This is a genomic window from Streptomyces sp. NPDC028308 (genome assembly GCF_055565855.1).
The window spans coordinates 29429-44512 of sequence record NZ_JBVHTO010000005.1 but is presented as its reverse complement, the minus strand read 5'-3'; the positions used below and the strand labels follow the sequence as shown (position 1 = coordinate 44512).

Annotated in this window: 16 protein-coding genes and 1 pseudogene; 6 read left to right on the top strand and 11 right to left on the bottom strand. The window is 72.6% G+C overall.

Features of this window, described 5'->3' with window-relative positions:
* Positions 1-69 precede the first annotated feature (69 nt).
* Complete coding sequence (gene lnt / locus ACZ4VA_RS12715) at positions 70-1647, top strand: apolipoprotein N-acyltransferase (protein ID WP_388907022.1); 1578 nt, start codon at positions 70-72, stop codon at positions 1645-1647.
* On the opposite strand, the gene ACZ4VA_RS12710 is transcribed toward lnt, so the two are convergent.
* On the bottom strand, positions 1571-2476 hold the full coding sequence (locus ACZ4VA_RS12710; protein ID WP_356171286.1) for a Gfo/Idh/MocA family protein: 906 nt from the start codon (positions 2474-2476) through the stop codon (positions 1571-1573). The two genes, lnt and ACZ4VA_RS12710, sit on opposite strands and share 77 nt — an antisense overlap.
* Positions 2473-3732 (bottom strand): FAD-dependent monooxygenase, encoded by a 1260-nt coding sequence (locus ACZ4VA_RS12705; protein ID WP_468081167.1) that lies wholly within the window; start codon positions 3730-3732, stop codon positions 2473-2475. Before ACZ4VA_RS12705 ends, ACZ4VA_RS12710 begins: the two co-directional genes overlap by 4 nt.
* 124 nt (positions 3733-3856) lie before the next feature.
* On the opposite strand from ACZ4VA_RS12705, the gene ACZ4VA_RS12700 reads away from it, so the two are divergent.
* The 3 genes from ACZ4VA_RS12700 to ACZ4VA_RS12690 all read left to right on the top strand — a co-directional run bounded on the left by ACZ4VA_RS12700 (position 3857) and on the right by ACZ4VA_RS12690 (position 5671).
* Complete coding sequence (locus tag ACZ4VA_RS12700; protein WP_468081165.1) at positions 3857-4447, top strand: TetR/AcrR family transcriptional regulator; 591 nt, start codon at positions 3857-3859, stop codon at positions 4445-4447.
* A 144-nt stretch (positions 4448-4591) separates the two neighbouring features.
* Positions 4592-5104 (top strand): DinB family protein, encoded by a 513-nt coding sequence (locus ACZ4VA_RS12695; RefSeq protein ID WP_468081163.1) that lies wholly within the window; start codon positions 4592-4594, stop codon positions 5102-5104.
* Between the two features lie 108 nt (positions 5105-5212).
* Positions 5213-5671 (top strand): hypothetical protein, encoded by a 459-nt coding sequence (locus tag ACZ4VA_RS12690; RefSeq protein ID WP_468081161.1) that lies wholly within the window; start codon positions 5213-5215, stop codon positions 5669-5671.
* Between the two features lie 441 nt (positions 5672-6112).
* Here the strand turns inward: ACZ4VA_RS12690 and ACZ4VA_RS12685 are convergent.
* The 7 genes and pseudogenes from ACZ4VA_RS12685 to ACZ4VA_RS12655 form a co-directional block, all read right to left on the bottom strand.
* Positions 6113-6631 (bottom strand): annotated as a pseudogene (locus ACZ4VA_RS12685) (hypothetical protein); the annotation flags it as partial.
* Between the two features lie 136 nt (positions 6632-6767).
* The gene (ung, locus tag ACZ4VA_RS12680; protein WP_355782878.1) at positions 6768-7451 is read right to left on the bottom strand and encodes a uracil-DNA glycosylase; all 684 of its coding nucleotides are present in this window, start codon (positions 7449-7451) and stop codon (positions 6768-6770) included.
* A gap of 93 nt (positions 7452-7544) precedes the next feature.
* A complete protein-coding gene (locus ACZ4VA_RS12675; protein ID WP_355782875.1) occupies positions 7545-9128 on the bottom strand; it encodes an ABC transporter substrate-binding protein in 1584 nt (527 codons plus the stop codon).
* A gap of 186 nt (positions 9129-9314) precedes the next feature.
* Entirely contained in the window at positions 9315-10076 is a 762-nt protein-coding gene (locus ACZ4VA_RS12670; RefSeq protein ID WP_355782872.1) for an SDR family oxidoreductase, read from the bottom strand.
* A gap of 17 nt (positions 10077-10093) precedes the next feature.
* Positions 10094-10855 carry a 3-oxoacyl-ACP reductase FabG gene (gene fabG, locus ACZ4VA_RS12665; RefSeq protein ID WP_355782869.1) on the bottom strand — a complete coding sequence of 254 codons (762 nt, stop codon included), beginning with the start codon at positions 10853-10855 and terminating at the stop codon, positions 10094-10096.
* Between the two features lie 206 nt (positions 10856-11061).
* Positions 11062-11445, bottom strand: coding sequence for a DUF3037 domain-containing protein (locus tag ACZ4VA_RS12660; protein ID WP_356243662.1), 384 nt, complete (start codon positions 11443-11445; stop codon positions 11062-11064).
* Positions 11442-12197 (bottom strand): HipA family kinase, encoded by a 756-nt coding sequence (locus tag ACZ4VA_RS12655; protein ID WP_356243659.1) that lies wholly within the window; start codon positions 12195-12197, stop codon positions 11442-11444. Before ACZ4VA_RS12655 ends, ACZ4VA_RS12660 begins: the two co-directional genes overlap by 4 nt.
* 158 nt (positions 12198-12355) lie before the next feature.
* On the opposite strand from ACZ4VA_RS12655, the gene ACZ4VA_RS12650 reads away from it, so the two are divergent.
* Positions 12356-12826, top strand: a complete 471-nt coding sequence (locus ACZ4VA_RS12650; protein ID WP_356171307.1) for a Rieske (2Fe-2S) protein — start codon at positions 12356-12358, stop codon at positions 12824-12826.
* A gap of 40 nt (positions 12827-12866) precedes the next feature.
* Here the strand turns inward: ACZ4VA_RS12650 and ACZ4VA_RS12645 are convergent, their stop codons facing one another.
* Complete coding sequence (locus tag ACZ4VA_RS12645) at positions 12867-13517, bottom strand: cysteine hydrolase family protein (RefSeq protein ID WP_356243656.1); 651 nt, start codon at positions 13515-13517, stop codon at positions 12867-12869.
* A gap of 134 nt (positions 13518-13651) precedes the next feature.
* Between ACZ4VA_RS12645 and ACZ4VA_RS12640 the strand changes: the two genes are divergently transcribed.
* Positions 13652-14119, top strand: coding sequence for a pyridoxamine 5'-phosphate oxidase family protein (locus ACZ4VA_RS12640; protein WP_356171313.1), 468 nt, complete (start codon positions 13652-13654; stop codon positions 14117-14119).
* 27 nt (positions 14120-14146) lie between these two features.
* On the opposite strand, the gene ACZ4VA_RS12635 is transcribed toward ACZ4VA_RS12640, so the two are convergent.
* Entirely contained in the window at positions 14147-15052 is a 906-nt protein-coding gene (locus ACZ4VA_RS12635; RefSeq protein WP_356171316.1) for a LysR family transcriptional regulator, read from the bottom strand.
* Between the last annotated feature and the right edge of the window lie 32 nt (positions 15053-15084).

Genomic DNA, 15084 nt, shown 5'->3' with positions numbered 1-15084 from the left:
GTCCCCCGGCTGTCTGAGATCCATTGCGGCGGGCAGACTGGGAGGGCACCTACCGGGAGGAGACGCCGTATGACCAGGGGCGCTGATCGGCTCGACTCCCGCTGGTGGCGGGGCGCCGCCGCGGTCGCGGCGGGCGCGCTGCCCATGTTCGCGTTCCCGGCGCCCTCGCTGTGGTGGTTCGCCTATGTCGCCCTGGTGCCCTGGATCCTGCTGATCCGTTCGGCACCGACCGGCCGGCGCGCGGCGTACGACGGCTGGCTGGGCGGGCTCGGCTTCATGCTGGCCGTGCACCACTGGCTGCTGCCGAGCCTGCATGTGTTCACGATCGTGATAGCGGCGCTGCTGGGCGCGCTGTGGGCGCCGTGGGGCTGGCTGGTGCGGCGGTTCCTGTCGGGAGTGCCCGCACGGGGCCGGGTGGCCGGCGCGCTCGTGGTGCTGCCGTCGGGCTGGCTGATGGTCGAACTGGTCCGTTCCTGGCAGGGGTTGGGCGGGCCGTGGGGCCTGCTCGGTTCGAGTCAGTGGCAGGTGGAACCGGCGCTGCGGCTGGCCTCGGTGGGCGGGGTCTGGCTGCTGAGCTTCCTGGTGGTGGCGGTCAACATCGCGGTCGCCGTGCTGGTGTCGGTGCGCGAGTCGCGGGTTCCGGCGCTGGCCGGGCTGGTGGCCACGGCCGCCGCGACCTCCGCGGCCTGGGTGTGGTCGCCGCGCCCCGACACGGACGGCGGGGTCCGGATCGCCGTCGTCCAGCCGGGCGTCGTCGTCGACGGCCCCGGCAGCGTCGAGAAGCGGTTCGCCCGCGAGGAGGCCCTGACCCGGCAACTCGCCGACAGGCAACCGGACTTGATCGTCTGGGGCGAGAGCAGCGTCGGCTTCGACCTGGCCGACCGGCCCGACGTGGCCGACCGGATCGCCGCGTTGTCCCGCCTCACCGGCGCCGACATCCTGGTGAACGTGGACGCCCGGCGCTCCGACCGCCCCGGCATATACAAGAGCTCGGTCCTCGTCGGGCCCCAGGGCCCCACGGGCGACCGCTACGACAAGATGCGCCTGGTGCCCTTCGGCGAGTACATACCGGCGCGTTCCCTGCTCGGCTGGGCCACCTCCGTCGGGAAGGCGGCCGGCGAGGACCGCCGCAACGGCAGCGAACAGGTGGTGATGAACGTCGGGCACGGGCTGCGCGTCGGCCCCATGGTCTGCTTCGAGTCGGCGTTCCCCGACATGAGCCGCCGCCTCGCGCAGGACGGCGCGGAGGTGCTGCTCGCGCAGTCGTCGACGTCCTCGTTCCAGCACAGCTGGGCACCCGCCCAGCACGCCTCGCTGGCCGCGCTGCGGGCCGCCGAGACCGGCCGGCCCATGCTGCACGCGACGCTGACCGGGGTCTCCGCCGTCTACGGGCCGAGCGGCGAGGCAGTCGGTTCCCGGCTCGGCACCGGCACCGACGGCGCGGCGGTGTACGAGGTACCGCTGGCCACGGGTGTCACGCCGTACCTCCGCTTCGGCGACTGGCCCGTGCACCTGGCGCTGCTGGTGCTGGCCGCGCTCGGCGCCACCGAGTGCGCACGGTCGCTGCGCCTCAGGCGGACGGCTCCTGCACCGCGCGTACCACCCGCTCGCACAGTTCATGGGTCGCCAGCGCGTCCCGGGCACTGAGCACCTTCCCCGCGCGCACGGCGTCGAGGAAGGCGAGCACCACCTGCTCGATGCCGCGCTGGCGGGCCACCGGCACCCAGTCCCCGCGCCGCCGCACCGTCGGCTGGCCCTTGTGGTCGATCACGTCGGCGAGGTTGACCACCTGCCGCTTGGTGTCCTGGCCCGAGACCTCCAGGATCTCCTCGGTGGAGCCGCTGAGCCGGTTCATGACGCCGAGCGCCGTGAAACCGTCTCCGGCGAGCTGCAGCACGACGTGGTGCAGCAGCCCGTCCTCGCTGCGGGACCGCACGGTGATGTCGTCGACCGGGCCCGGGACCAGGAACCGCAGCGTGTCCACCACGTGGATGAAGTCGTCGAGGACCATGGTGCGCGGCTCCTCGGGCAGTCCGACGCGGTTCTTCTGCATCAGGATCAGCTCGCGCGGATGCTCGACGCACTGCGCGTACCCGGGTGCGTGACGCCGGTTGAAGCCCACGGCGAGGCTCACACCCCGCTCCTCGGCGAGCTCCACCAGGCGCTCGGAGTCGGCGAGTTCGTAGGCGAGGGGCTTGTCGACGTACGTCGGCACGCCCGCTTCCAGGAGCCGGGTGACGATCTCGGGGTGGGCGACGGTGGCCGCGTGCACGAAGGCCGCGTCCAGGTCCTGGGCCAGCAGCCCGGAGAGGTCGGTGTGGCGCTGCGCCGGCGGCAGGTGGAGGCTGTCGCCGATCTCGGCGAGCGTCGCGGGCGTCCGGGTCTGCAGGTGCAGTTCGATCCCCGGCAGGGTGGACAGCACCGGCAGGTACGCCTTGCGCGCGATGTCACCGAGTCCGATGCAGCCGACCTTCACGGGAGTCTCCTCGACGGGTGTGCGGGGTTTCGGGGAGTCCGCTCGGGGCTCCTCACGTCGTCGGAAGCATACGGCGGCCCCGGCGGCCGCCAGTCGGCGATGCCGTCGAATCCGCGCAGGAAGAACGCCGGTGCGGCCTTCGACAGGGTGCTGACGGCGGTGTCGCGGAGGGCGGCGCCGACCCGGTTGCGCGTCATGTTCAGCCGGGCCACGCGGACGGCCTGGCGGGCGATGGCGGTCGTACGGGATCTGCGGTCCGCGGTGTACGCGGCGAGGCCGGGCAGCTCGCGTCCGGAGCCGGTGCCGTGCGGTCCGGCGTGGTGGGCGAGTACGACGGCGTCCTCGATGGCCTGGTTGCCGCCCTGGCCGAGGGTCGGCGGCATCGCGTGCGCGGCGTCGCCGAGCAGGGCGACCCGGCCCCGGTGGAAGGCGGGCAGGGGTTCCGCGATGTGGTGGACGTCGTGCCGCAGGACATCGGCGGGGGCCGCCGCGTCCAGGACGGCGGGGATCGGGTCGTGCCAGTCGCCGTACCGGCGCAGCAGTTCGGCCTTCTCGTCGTCGGGGGCACGCTGCCCCGCCGGGGCGAGGGCGGCTGCGTACGCGTAGACCCGGCCGTCCTTCAGCGGATGCGTGCCCCAGAGGTGCCCGGGGCCCCAGGTCTCGTGGGAGGCGAAGCGCAGGCCCGGCACCGGGATGACGAGGCGCCAGCTGGTGAAGCCCGCGTAGACGGGGCCGGGGTGCTCGGGGAGCAGCGTGCCGCGTACGGCGGAGTTGATGCCGTCGGCTCCGACGACCAGCCCGGCCTCCAGCTCCCCGTCCGGGGTGCCGATCCGGGCCGGTGCCCCGGTGCTCTCGCCGGGGTCGAGGAGGGTCGCCCCGGACGCGGTCCGGATGCTGCCCTCGGGGAGACGGGCCGCCAGGCTCGTGATCAGGCTCGCCCGGTGCAGCACCACGAGGGGGCCGCCGAACCGCTCGGCCAGGGCGGCGGCGTCGACCCGTGACAGCCAGCGGCCCCCGGGCGTGCGCAGCCCTCCGTCGCCCTGCCAGGCGGCGAGGTCGCGGATCTCGTCGCCGAGTCCGATCACGTCGAGAGCGCGCAGGGCGTTGGGCGCGAGCGTGATGCCGGCGCCGACGGGGGCCAGCGAGGCGGCCCGTTCGAGCACGGTGACCCGCCAGCCGCGCCGGTGCAGGGCCACCGCCGCCGTGAGACCTCCGATTCCGCCTCCGACCACGACGGCGTGCGTCGACCGTGCCATGTCTCCTCCTCGGCTCCCCCGCGGGCAGCACCCCACGGACAGCGACTTCCCCGGCCACTACGCCTGTAGTGACCGGACGGCTCGACGCTACTACAGATGTAGTGAGCCGGGTAGGTTGGTCCCCATGTCCGTACGCAGCACCGGCCCCGGCCGCGCCGACCTCGTCGCCGACACCGCGCTCCGGCTCCTCGCCGAGCGCGGCATGCGGGGCCTCACCCACCGGGCCGTCGACGAGGCGGCGGGGCTTCCCCCGGGCTCGACGTCGAACCACGCCCGCACCCGGCTGGCCCTGCTGGAGAGCGCCGTCCGCAGGCTCGCCGAGCGCGAGGCGCAGATCCTCACCCCCGAGGAGTTGCCGGACCCCCGCGGCGGCCCGGACGCCCTCGCGGACGGGCTGGCCCGCACGCTGCACCGGTACCTGACCCGGCACCACCACCTGCTGATCGCCCGCTACGAACTGGCGCTGGAGGCCACCCGGCGCCCCGAGCTCCGGACCTTCTTCGACGCGGCCGGGCAGCGCTTCCGCGACCCGCTGCAGGTGCTGGTCACCGACGCCGGTTCAGCGGACCCGGCCCGGCACGTGCTGTCCCTCGTGGCCTGGTGCGACGGGCTGATGTTCTCGTGCGTGGCGGGCGCCTTCCACGCGTCGGTGCCGACCGAGGACGAACTGCGCGCCGGCCTGCGGGAGTTGCTGCGCGGCATGCTGGACGCCTGAAGCGGTCGGGCCGTGGGCCGACGGCTTGGGTGCCGTCGCCGCACGCCCGTCGCCGGCTGTGGTTCGGGCAAGCCCGAGGGACCGCGAGGCGCGCGCGGAAAAAACGGCGTGCCGTCTCCGGCCGGCGTCCGCGAAGATGGCCGCATGACTATCGAGCGCACCGTACCCGCGACCGACGGCGACGAGCGGTCCATGCTCGACGGCTGGCTGGAGTACCACCGCGAGACCCTCGCGACGAAGTGCGAGGGTCTGAGCGACGCGCAGCTCAGGACCGCGTCGGCGGCCCCCTCCGACCTCTCCCTGCTCGGTCTCGTCCGGCACATGGCGGAGGTCGAGCGCATCTGGTTCCGCAAGGTCCTGGTGGCCGACGACCCGGGGCCGATCTACTTCAGCGACGAGGACCCCGACGGCGAGTTCCATCTCACCGAGGCCGACACCTGGGACGAGGCACACGCGACCTGGCGGGAGGAGATCGCGATCGCCGGACGCAACGCGGCCCCCCTCGGCCTCGACGACCTCGCGAAGGGCCGGAGCAGGCTGACGGACGCTCCGATCACCCTGCGCTGGATCTACCTCCACATGATCGAGGAGTACGCGCGTCACAACGGGCACGCGGACCTGATCCGGGAACGCCTCGACGGCACCACCGGCGACTGACGGGCCACCCGTGCCCGGGTGACGGCACCCCGCCGGTCCGTCACCCGTGTGGGGCATCCTCCGCCTGTCCGCTCCCCAAAGGGGTCCGGACCCAGCAGAGTTGCCCGGGTGCATCGAACGACGACCACCGCAACGCTCCTGGTCACCGTGGCCGTCTCGGCCCTCACCGGCTGTATGACGGTCCCGCGGTCGCCCGCGTCCGGCCCGCCGCCCTCCCTGCCGGTGGCACCCCGCCCCGACGGCAGCGCCGAACCGCGTGTCGTACAGGCCCCGGCCCGGGAGGCGCTGGAACGCGTCGGCCCGTCCCGGCGCCCCTCGCCGACGCCCCCCGCACCGCATCGGACGACCGCCCCGCCGGCCCCCGTGGGACCGTCGCCCGCGCCCCCGCGCCCCAGGCACGAGACCCCGCCCCCGAAGCGGCAGAGGCCCGAGGCCCGGGCCGCCGTCCCGCCCGCTCCCCGCGGCGGCGGAAAGAACGCCGATGTGTGCGCGCTGGGCAGGAAGTACGGCGGCTGGGCACCGGACAGTCCGCAGGCGGTCATCTGCAAGGGTGCCTACGGCCGTTGACGACGGCGGCACCACCGCGCCATCACCGCCAGCAGCTCACTGGGCGCGCCGGCCCCTGCTCACTGGGTCCCCGCGCGAGTGAGGCCGTACGCGCTCGGCACCGACAAGCCGCGGAACTCCCGGACGCCCACCGCCCCCGCTCTACGGCCGTTGACGACCGCGGCACCACCGCGCCATCACCCCCGACAGGCCCCCGAGCGCACCAGACCCCAGCTCACGGCGTCCGCGCGTCGATGAGGCCATACGCGCGCGGCACCGGCAAGCCGCCGAACTCCCTGGCGCCCACCGCCCACCGCGCTACGGCCGTTCCCGTCTGGGTGGTCCCAGGGTCTCCCCCGCGCCGCCGCCTGAAGCGCCGGTCCCCGGAGCGGTTCCGGTGCCCGCGGGCCGGCCGGAGCCGTGTGCGGGACCGGGCTCACGTGGGGACGCGGGCCCCCGGGAGGGGCCGGGGTCCGGCGGGGAGTCCCGGTGGCCCTCCGTCTCCCCCTCCTCGCCCAGCCTCAGTTCCAGCCGGGCGATCGCCGCCCGCACGCCGTCGCCGTAGGGGTCGTCCCCGAGCGCGTCGGCCGCGCCCCGGGCCCGGCGCAGATGCCCGCGCGCGGGCCCGGAGCGGCCGAGCTTCACGTAGTCGGCGGCCAGATTCAGGTGCAGCGAGGGGTAGAAGGCCCGCACCGCGAGCGACTCGTGGTGCTCGGCGATGCGCCCGTCGGTGAGCTCCTCGGCCGCCGACAACGCCCGCAGGTCCCAAGCCAGTTCGTCCGCGGGGTCGTCCTGGGTGTCCGCCATGTAGTGCGCCAGCGTGCAGCGGTGGAGCGGATCGCCGTCCTCGCCGATCTCGGCCCACAGGTCCAGGAAGCGCCCCCGGGCCTCCTCGCGGTCGCCGCCGTGATGCAGCATGACGGCCTGGCCGATCCTGGTCATCATGGCGTCCGGCGCCGCCTGCTCCTGCTGCTCCGCCACCGCGTCCTCCAAGCTCGTCGCCCGTCGTCCACGACGCTAACCGCAGGCACCGGCAATCACGGTCAGGCGGCTCCGTACGAGGCCGGTCCGGGACCGCGACGTCCGGGAAGCGCGCCTGCGCCCGGCGCGCCCGCCGTCAGCCGAGGTCCGGGATGCGCCAGTCGATCGGCTCGTGGCCCTGGGCGGCGACCGCGGCGTTGATCTGAGTGAACGGACGCGAGCCGAAGAACTTCTTCGCGGACAGCGGTGACGGGTGGGCGCCCTTCACCACGATGTGCCGGTCCTCGTCGATCAGGGGGAGCTTCTTCTGCGCGTAGTTGCCCCAGAGCACGAAGACGGCCGGGTCGGGACGGTCGGCCACGGCGCGGATCACGGCGTCCGTGAACTTCTCCCAGCCCTTGCCCTTGTGCGAGTTGGCCTCTCCGGCCCGCACGGTGAGCACCGCGTTGAGGAGCAGCACGCCCTGCTCGGCCCACGGCATGAGATAGCCGTTGTCCGGGATCGGCGTGCCGAGCTCCTCCTTCATCTCCTTGTAGATGTTGCGCAGCGAGGGCGGGGTGCGCACGCCGGGACGGACGGAGAAGCACAGGCCGTGGCCCTGACCCTCGCCGTGGTAGGGGTCCTGGCCCAGGACCAGCACCTTCACCCGGTCGTACGGCGTCGCGTCGAGCGCGGCGAAGACCTCCTCGCGCGGAGGGTAGACGGGACCCTTGGCGCGCTCCTCCTCAACGAACTCGGTGAGCTCCTTGAAGTAGGGCTGCTGCAGCTGCTCGCCCAGGACGTCGCGCCAGGACTCGGGCAGCATGGCGATGTCGGTCACGTCAACTTCCTCCGATGTGCGGTCACTTCCAGGCCTCAGAACCTACAGGCGACCACTGACAACCGGCCCGCGCCCCCGTCACGTCACGTCACGTCACCAGCTGGTCTTCCGGTGCAGCTCCCACATCGTCATGATCGTCGACGGGTCGAGCGCCCGCTCGCCGCCTGCGATCTCCTCGCTCGCGGCCACGTACTGCTTGCCCTGCCACAGGGGCAGCAGCCGCGCGTCGTCGACCAGGATCTGCTGCGCCTGCTCGAACTGCTTGACCACGGCCCCGCGGTCGCTCTCCCGGCGGGACTCGGGCAGCAGCACCCCGGTGATCTCGGGCGACTCGTAGGGCGTACCGAGCGCGTTCTGTTCGCCGACGAAGGGGGCGATGAAGTTCTCGGCGTCCGGGAAGTCGGGGAACCAGCCGCGCCCGAACACGGGGTACTCGCCCTTGCGGTAGCCCGCCTCGTACGTCTTCCAGGGGCGGCCCTTGACGGTGACGTCGAAGAGGCCGGAGGCGTTGAGCTGGTTCTTCAGCTCCCGGAACTCCGGTGCCGTCTCGGATCCGTAGCGGTCGGTGGTGTACCAGAGGGTGAGCGGCACGCGCTGGGTGATGCCGGCGTCCGCGAGGATCTTGCGGGCCTTGGAGGTGCTGGGGTCCCCGAAGTCGTCGAAGAAGGCCGTGGTGTGCCCGACCAGGCCCCTGGGGACCATCGAGTACAGCGGGTCGACGGTGCCCTTGTAGACCTTGTGCGCGATGGCGGGCCGGTCGACGATCTGCGCGATCGCCTTGCGGACCGCGGGCTTCTTGGCCCAGGGGTCCTTGGGGTTGAAGACCAGGTAGCTGATCTCGGTGCCCGAGCCCTCCACCAGCTGGAGGCCCTCGTCCTTGGCCCGCTGCCCCTGGAGGGCGACGACGTCCTCGGAGGCGAGGCCGCGGAAGGTGACGTCGATCTTCTTCGCCCGGAGGGCCGCGACCATCTGGGCGGAGTCCTGGAAGTAGCGGATGGTGACCGCGTCGTTCTTGCGCTCGGCGAAGCCGTCGTAGTGGTCGTTCTTGACCAGCTCGGCCTCCTTGCCCTCCTCGTACGACCGCAGGCTGTAGGGCCCGGACCCGAAGACCTTGCCGTCCTTGCGCAGCGAGTCGGCCGGGTAGTCGTCGGGGTCGACGATCGACATGGCGGGGGTGGCGAGGACGAAGGGGAAAGTGGCGTCCGGCTTGTTGAGGTGGAAGACGATCTCGCGGTCGCTCAGTGCCTGGATGCGCTCCAGGCTGCCGAGCAGACCGGCCGGGCCACCGCGCACGTTGATCTTGCGGATCCGGTCGATCGAGTACTTGACCGCGCGGGCGTCGAGCTTGTCGCCGTCGGAGAACTTCATGTCCTTGCGCAGCACGCACCGGTACACGCGGTTGGCGTCGTCGGTGAATTTGCAGCTCTCGGCGGCGTCGGGCTCGGGCGCGGTCGCCCCGGAGGGGTAGCTCAGCAGCGTCTGGTAGATGTTGCGGAACAGCTCCCACGAGCCGTCCCAGGAGGCGGCGGGGTCGAGCGTGCTGGGGGCGCTGGTGGTACCGACGACGATCGGCCCCTGGTCGGCGGAGGAGTCCGAGGACAGGATGCCGCACCCGGTCACCAGGGATATGGACGTGACCGCCGCCAGCTCACGCAGACATCGGTTCCGGTTGAACACGCGCACGCTCCTCGATCTGCCGTACCAAGGGTCGGCAGACGATACCGCAGTGCCCCGCCGATGGAACCGGGTTCCGGCAGGGCACTTGATCAGCACGGATGTGACTACGTTGTCATCCGGCTGTACGGGGTGCGGAGGTCGACGCGGGCGCTGTTTCTGTCCACTGCGCCCGCGTCGAGAGAGCCGTCAGGCGACTCCGGCGTTGAGGAAGATCCCGCCGTCCACCACGAGGGTCTGACCGGTCACCCAGTCCGACTGCGACGAGGTGAGGAAGGCGGCGGCACCGCCGATGTCGGAGGGGACGCCGAGCCGTCCGAGGGGGTAGGCGGCGGCTGCCTCCGCCTCGCGGCCCTCGTACAGCGCCTGCGCGAACTTGGTCTTGACGACGGCCGGGGCGATGGCGTTGACCCGGACCTTCGGCGCGAACTCGTGCGCGAGCTGCACGGTCAGGTTGATCATGGCGGCCTTGCTGATGCCGTACGCGCCGATGAACGGCGAGGGGGCGAGGCCGGCGACGGAGGCGATGTTGACGATCGCGCCGCCGTTCTCGCTCTGCCATGCCTTCCAGGTCTGCTGGGCGAAGCCGAGGGCCGAGACGACGTTGGTCTCGAAGACCTTGCGCGCCACGTTCAGGTCCAGCTCGGCGATCGGCCCGAACACGGGGTTCGTACCGGCGTTGTTGACCAGGTAGTCGACGCGGCCGAAGGCCTCCATCGTGCGCTCGACGGCGACGGCCTGGTGCGCCTCGTCGTGGGCCTTGCCGGCCACGCCGATGACGCGGTCGGAGCCGAGCGCCTCGACGGCCTCCTTGAGGGAGTCCTCGTTGCGGCCGGTGATGCACACGCGGTCGCCGCGGGCGATCAGGGCCTCGGCGACGCCGTAGCCGATGCCGCGGCTGCCGCCGGTGATGAGCGCGACCTTGCCGGAGAGTTCGGGAAGTGTGGTCATGTCCGTGTCTCCGGGCTTCAGTTGAGGGGTCCGCCGGCGACGTACATGACCTGGCCGGAGACGAAGCCGGCCTCCTCGCCCGTGAAGAAGGCGATCGCGTTGGCGATGTCGTCCGGGCGGCCGACGCGCTGCACCGGGATCTGGGTGGCGGCGGCGGCCTGGAAGTCCTCGAAGTCCATGCCCACGCGCGCGGCGGTCTGCGCGGTCATCTCGGTGACGATGAAGCCGGGCGCGACGGCGTTGGCGGTGACGCCGAACTTGCCGAGCTCCTTGGCGAGGGTCTTGGTGAAGCCCTGCAGACCGGCCTTGGCGGCCGAGTAGTTGACCTGACCGCGGTTGCCGAGCGCCGAGGACGACGAGAGGTTCACGATGCGGCCGAACTTGGCGTCCACCATGTGCTTCTGGCAGGCCTTGGACATCAGGAAGGCGCCGCGCAGGTGCACGTTCATGACGGTGTCCCAGTCGGAGACGTCCATCTTGAACAGCAGGTTGTCGCGGAGCACGCCCGCGTTGTTCACCAGGATCGTCGGCGCCCCGAGCTCCGCGGCGATGCGCGCGACGGCGGCCTCGACCTGGGCCTCGTCGGAGACGTCGCAGCCGACGGCGATGGCCTTGCCACCGGCGGCGGTGATCTTCTCCACGGTGTCCTTGCACGCGGCTTCGTCGAGGTCGATCACGGCGACGGCACGGCCCTCGGCCGCCAGTCGTACGGCGGTCGCGGCGCCGATGCCGCGCGCGGCGCCGGTGACCACGGCGACACGCTGCTCAGTGGTGGACATTGCTGGTTCTCCTCGCCCTTGGAAAAGCCTGTCGTCATGCCTGTCTCGGCAACCTCGGCGCCCTTGCGGAGGCCTCGGGAGTCCTGAGGAGCCTGCGGCTCACACGGTACGCCCGTCCGGTGAGCGACCGCTTAGTACCCTCAGCAGACGTGACGCTAGAAGCCCTGGCACGCGGTGTCAACGGCACACCGCCCGCATGTGATCCATTACCTCACCAGCAGGGTGAGCAACCGGTCCGCCTCGGCCGCGGGATCGGCGGTCAGTCCGGTGTGCACGGGGCCCGGCTGCACGACGGTGGAGCGGGGTGCGATCAGCCAGCGAAAGCGCCGCCCGGCATCGTCATGAGCGGCCTGACCTGCGGACTTTCCTCCGGTGCAGACCCCCTCGACGGCACGCAGCGCCGCCCGCACCCCGGTCACGTCCGCCTCGGGATCGAGGGCGCGCAGCTTGGCCTCGTCCAGATGGGTGCGGACGGTGACGAAGGACCGGGCGCGGCAGTACACCAGCACGCCGGCGTTGAAGCACTCGCCGCGCTCGACGCGCGGCACCACACGCAGCAGCGCGTACTCGAAGACGTCCCGCTCGCTCACTTGTCCCCCTTGACGCGTTCGTGGATGTCGGCGGCGCGGGCCAGCAGCGGCTCCGCGTAGGCGCGGCGCAAGGCGTCCGGCGAGTCGAAGCCGGGCTCGCCCGCCAGCCAGGCGTCGGGGATCTCGGCGGTCACCTCGGCGAGCAGGTCCTCGGTGACGAGGGGGGCGAGGTCCGCCGCGGCGGAGGCGATGTCGGGGCGGAAGGGGGCGAGGGCGTGGTCGGAGGCGTCGTAGGGCTTCGCCGCGGAGGCCCGGGCGCCGGGCCAGTTGTGGTGCCAGATCATGGTGGCACCGTGGTCGATGAGCCACAGCTCGCCCCGGCGGACCAGCAGGTTGGGGTTGCGCCAGGAGCGGTCGACGTTGTTGACCAGGGCGTCGAACCAGACGATCCGGCCGGCCTCCTCGGAGCTCACCTCGAAGGCCAGGGCGTCGAAGCCGAGGGCGCGCGACAGGAAGTCCATGCCGAGGTTGGGACCGCCGCTGGACTTCAGGAGTCCCTGCACCTCGGGATCGGGTTCGCCGAGGCCGAGGACCGGGTCGAGGTCGACGGTGACGAGGCCGGGCACCCGCAGGCCGAGGCGACGGGCGAGTTCACCGCAGACGACCTCCGCGACGAGCGTCTTGCGCCCCTGTCCGGCGCCGGTGAACTTCATGACGTAGGTCCGGAGATCGTCGGCCTCGACCAGTCCCGGCAGCGAGCCGCCCTCACGCAGGGGCGTGATGTAGCGGGTCGCGATCACTTCCTTGAGCATCGCCCCAGGCTACTGGGGTGGTCCCGGACGCCGGGCGCGCCTGTGGGCGGGCGGCAGGGGTCCGCGCCCGGTTCCGGCACCGCCCGGCTGAACGGGGTCCGCCGGCGGCCCGTACCCCTGGGTGGATCGAATCCGTGTCCGTTGAAGGGAACGTCGGCATGACCAGCGAATCGCTTGAGCCCGCCACTGTCACGGGACCGGCCCGCCGTACCGTCATGGCGGCGGTCGGCGCGGCCGGGGTCGCCGTCGCGCTGACCGCGTGCGGGTCGAAGGACAACTCGTCCGGCTCCAATGAGGTGAAGCCCGGCGGCCAGGACGGCGGATCGGGCGGCGCCGCCGCCGGGCCGGTGCTGGCCAGGACCGCCGACATCCCGGAGGGCGGCGGCAAGGTCTTCGCGGACCAGGGGGTGGTGGTGACCCAGCCGGTCGCCGGCACCTTCAAGGCCTTCTCGTCCAAGTGCACCCACGCCGGGTGCGCGGTGAAGCGCGTCTCGGACGGCGTGATCAACTGCCCTTGTCACGGCAGCCAGTTCTCCGCGGCCGACGGCAGCGTCAAGAAGGGTCCCGCGACCAAGCCGCTGCCCGCCGCCGAGATCTCCGTGGACGGCGACTCGATCAAGCTCGTCTGACCGGGCGCGCGGCCGGTCGGGGGGCCGGCCGCGCACCCGGTCAGGCCCGCTGCCCGCGGCGCGGCCGCTTGAGGCAGGCGAGCACGTCGTCCGTGGTCGTGACGGTGGCGACCAGGGCGAGCGTGTGGCGGATCATGGCGGAGGTGTAGTCGGCGGGCACCCCCGCGATCGCGTCCGCGGGCACGACGGCGGTGTAGCCGCGGTTGACGGCGTCGAACACGGCGTTGGGCACGGCCACGTTGGCGGAGACGCCGGTGACGACCAGGGTGCGGCAGCCGAGGTTGCGCAGCAGCGGGTCGACGTCGGTGCCCGACAGGGGCGACAGACCGTGCAGCCGCCGTACGACGATGTCCTCCTCGGTCACCTCCACGGGCGGCGCGACGCGCACGGCGGTGGTGCCGCTGAGCTGTTGCACGGGCAGCCGCTCGGCCGCCCGGAACAGCCGGGCGTTGCGGTTGGCCCCCCTGCCGTCTGGCCTGCGTTCGGCGAGCGCGTGGATCACCTGCACCCCGCTCTCGTGCGCGGCGGCCACCAGTCGCGCGACGTTCACGAGCGCCCCCGACGAGCGTGCCTCCTTGGCCAGTTCGGGGAGCGCGCTGTCCGGGCCCACGACGCCCTGCTGGCATTCGACGGTGAGCAGCACGGTGGAGGCGGGGTCGAGGAGTTCGCTGAGCTGTTCGTACGTCGGCATGGCTCCCCCTGGTCACGGACGGCCGGAGCGGGCGAGACTAACGACCATTGCGTGCGGACGGAAGACGCCCCATGCTTTCCTGACGCAGCGTCAGACACCGGGTCCGGCGCGGACGTCCGAGACGAGGGGACCGCATGGCCGTCACTCAGCGCCGGGGCCGGAAGATCATGATGACGCCGGAGGAACTGGACGAGTTCCTGGCCGGCCGGCGCACCTGCCGTGTCGCCACGGTGTCGGCCGACGGCGCCCCGCACGTGAGCCCCCTCTGGTTCGTCTGGGACGGCACCTCGCTGTGGCTGTACTCGCTCACCCGCAGCAGGCGCTGGGCCGATCTGCGCCGGGACCCGCGGCTCGCGGTCGTCGTGGACGCCGGTGAGGAGTACGGCGAACTGCGGGGCGCCGAGCTGTCCGGCACCGTCGAGTTCGTCGGCGAGGCGCCGCGCACGGGCCAGCCGTGTCCCGAACTGGACGCCGTGGAGCGGCTGTTCGCGCGGAAGAACTTCGGCATCGACGAGCTGCCGCACGACGGCCGGCACGCCTGGATGCGGCTGACCCCCGACGCGGTCGCGTCCTGGGACTTCCGGAAGCTGGCGCAGCCGTAGGGCTCTCGCGCCCGCTCGGCCGGGGCTTCAGGAGGCGACGGCCCGGCCCGCCGTCCGCAGTGCCTCGACGGCCGCCCGGATCGACGGGCGGCGGTCGGCGTCCGCCCGCCACACGACGTACACGTGCCGCCGCACCCGCTGCTTCACCGGGACCAGGACGACGCCTCGCGGCACCGGGTGCCGGCCGAGCAGCGGCGCGATGCAGACACCCAGGCCCGCGGCGACCAGGCCGAGCTGGGTGTGCGTCTCCCCCGCGCGGTGGCCGATGCGCGGCTCGACCCCCTTGGAGCGCAGCGTGAACATCAGCCACTCGTGGCAGAACTCGCCCTGGCCCCAGGTGATCCACTCGTCCTCGGCGAAGTCGCAGAGGTCCACCTCCGCGCGGTCGGCGAAGCGGTGCCCGGCCGGGATGGCCACGTCGGCCGGGTCGTCGAGGACGGACGCCTTGACCAGGCCGTCGGGCAGCGGCATCGGCTTGTTGTACCAGTCGAGCACCACCGCCAGATCGAGGTCGCCGCGCACGACTCCCGCGACGCCGGCCTCCGGCTCCAGCTCGCTCGAACGCACCCTGAGCCCGGGGTGTTCGGCGCGCAGGGCGGCCAGCGCGGCCGGGAACAGCCCGCGCGCGGCGGTCGGGAAGGCGGACAGGCGCAGTTCGCCGGCCACCTGCCCGCGCTGGGCCTCCAGGTCGGCCTGGGCGAGCTCGACCTGGGACAGGATGCGCGCGGCGTGGTCGGCGAGCAGCCGGCCGGCGTCCGTGAGGCGCACCCCCCGCCCGTTCTTGGCGAGCAGTTGCTGTCCCACCTCGCGCTCCAGCTTGGACATCTGCTGGGAGACCGCCGAGGTCGTGACGTGCAGTCCCTCGGCGGCGGCGCTGACCGAACCGTGCCGGGCGAGGGCGTCCAGGGTGCGCAGGCGCTCCAGGTTCAACATGTAAGTGATGCTACGAGATATCGCTCGCGAAT

What these genes read in the sequence shown, in the direction of transcription:
- ACZ4VA_RS12705 (WP_468081167.1), bottom strand. Translation starts at nt 3,732, where the DNA reads ATGGCACGGTCGACGCACGCCGTCGTGGTCGGAGGCGGAATCGGAGGT.
- ACZ4VA_RS12700 (WP_468081165.1), top strand. Translation starts at nt 3,857, where the DNA reads ATGTCCGTACGCAGCACCGGCCCCGGCCGCGCCGACCTCGTCGCCGAC.
- ACZ4VA_RS12635 (WP_356171316.1), bottom strand. Translation starts at nt 15,052, where the DNA reads ATGTTGAACCTGGAGCGCCTGCGCACCCTGGACGCCCTCGCCCGGCAC.
- ACZ4VA_RS12670 (WP_355782872.1), bottom strand. Translation starts at nt 10,076, where the DNA reads ATGACCACACTTCCCGAACTCTCCGGCAAGGTCGCGCTCATCACCGGC.
- ACZ4VA_RS12645 (WP_356243656.1), bottom strand. Translation starts at nt 13,517, where the DNA reads ATGCCGACGTACGAACAGCTCAGCGAACTCCTCGACCCCGCCTCCACC.
- ACZ4VA_RS12695 (WP_468081163.1), top strand. Translation starts at nt 4,592, where the DNA reads ATGACTATCGAGCGCACCGTACCCGCGACCGACGGCGACGAGCGGTCC.
- lnt (WP_388907022.1), top strand. Translation starts at nt 70, where the DNA reads ATGACCAGGGGCGCTGATCGGCTCGACTCCCGCTGGTGGCGGGGCGCC.
- ACZ4VA_RS12655 (WP_356243659.1), bottom strand. Translation starts at nt 12,197, where the DNA reads ATGCTCAAGGAAGTGATCGCGACCCGCTACATCACGCCCCTGCGTGAG.
- ACZ4VA_RS12650 (WP_356171307.1), top strand. Translation starts at nt 12,356, where the DNA reads ATGACCAGCGAATCGCTTGAGCCCGCCACTGTCACGGGACCGGCCCGC.
- fabG (WP_355782869.1), bottom strand. Translation starts at nt 10,855, where the DNA reads ATGTCCACCACTGAGCAGCGTGTCGCCGTGGTCACCGGCGCCGCGCGC.
- ACZ4VA_RS12640 (WP_356171313.1), top strand. Translation starts at nt 13,652, where the DNA reads ATGGCCGTCACTCAGCGCCGGGGCCGGAAGATCATGATGACGCCGGAG.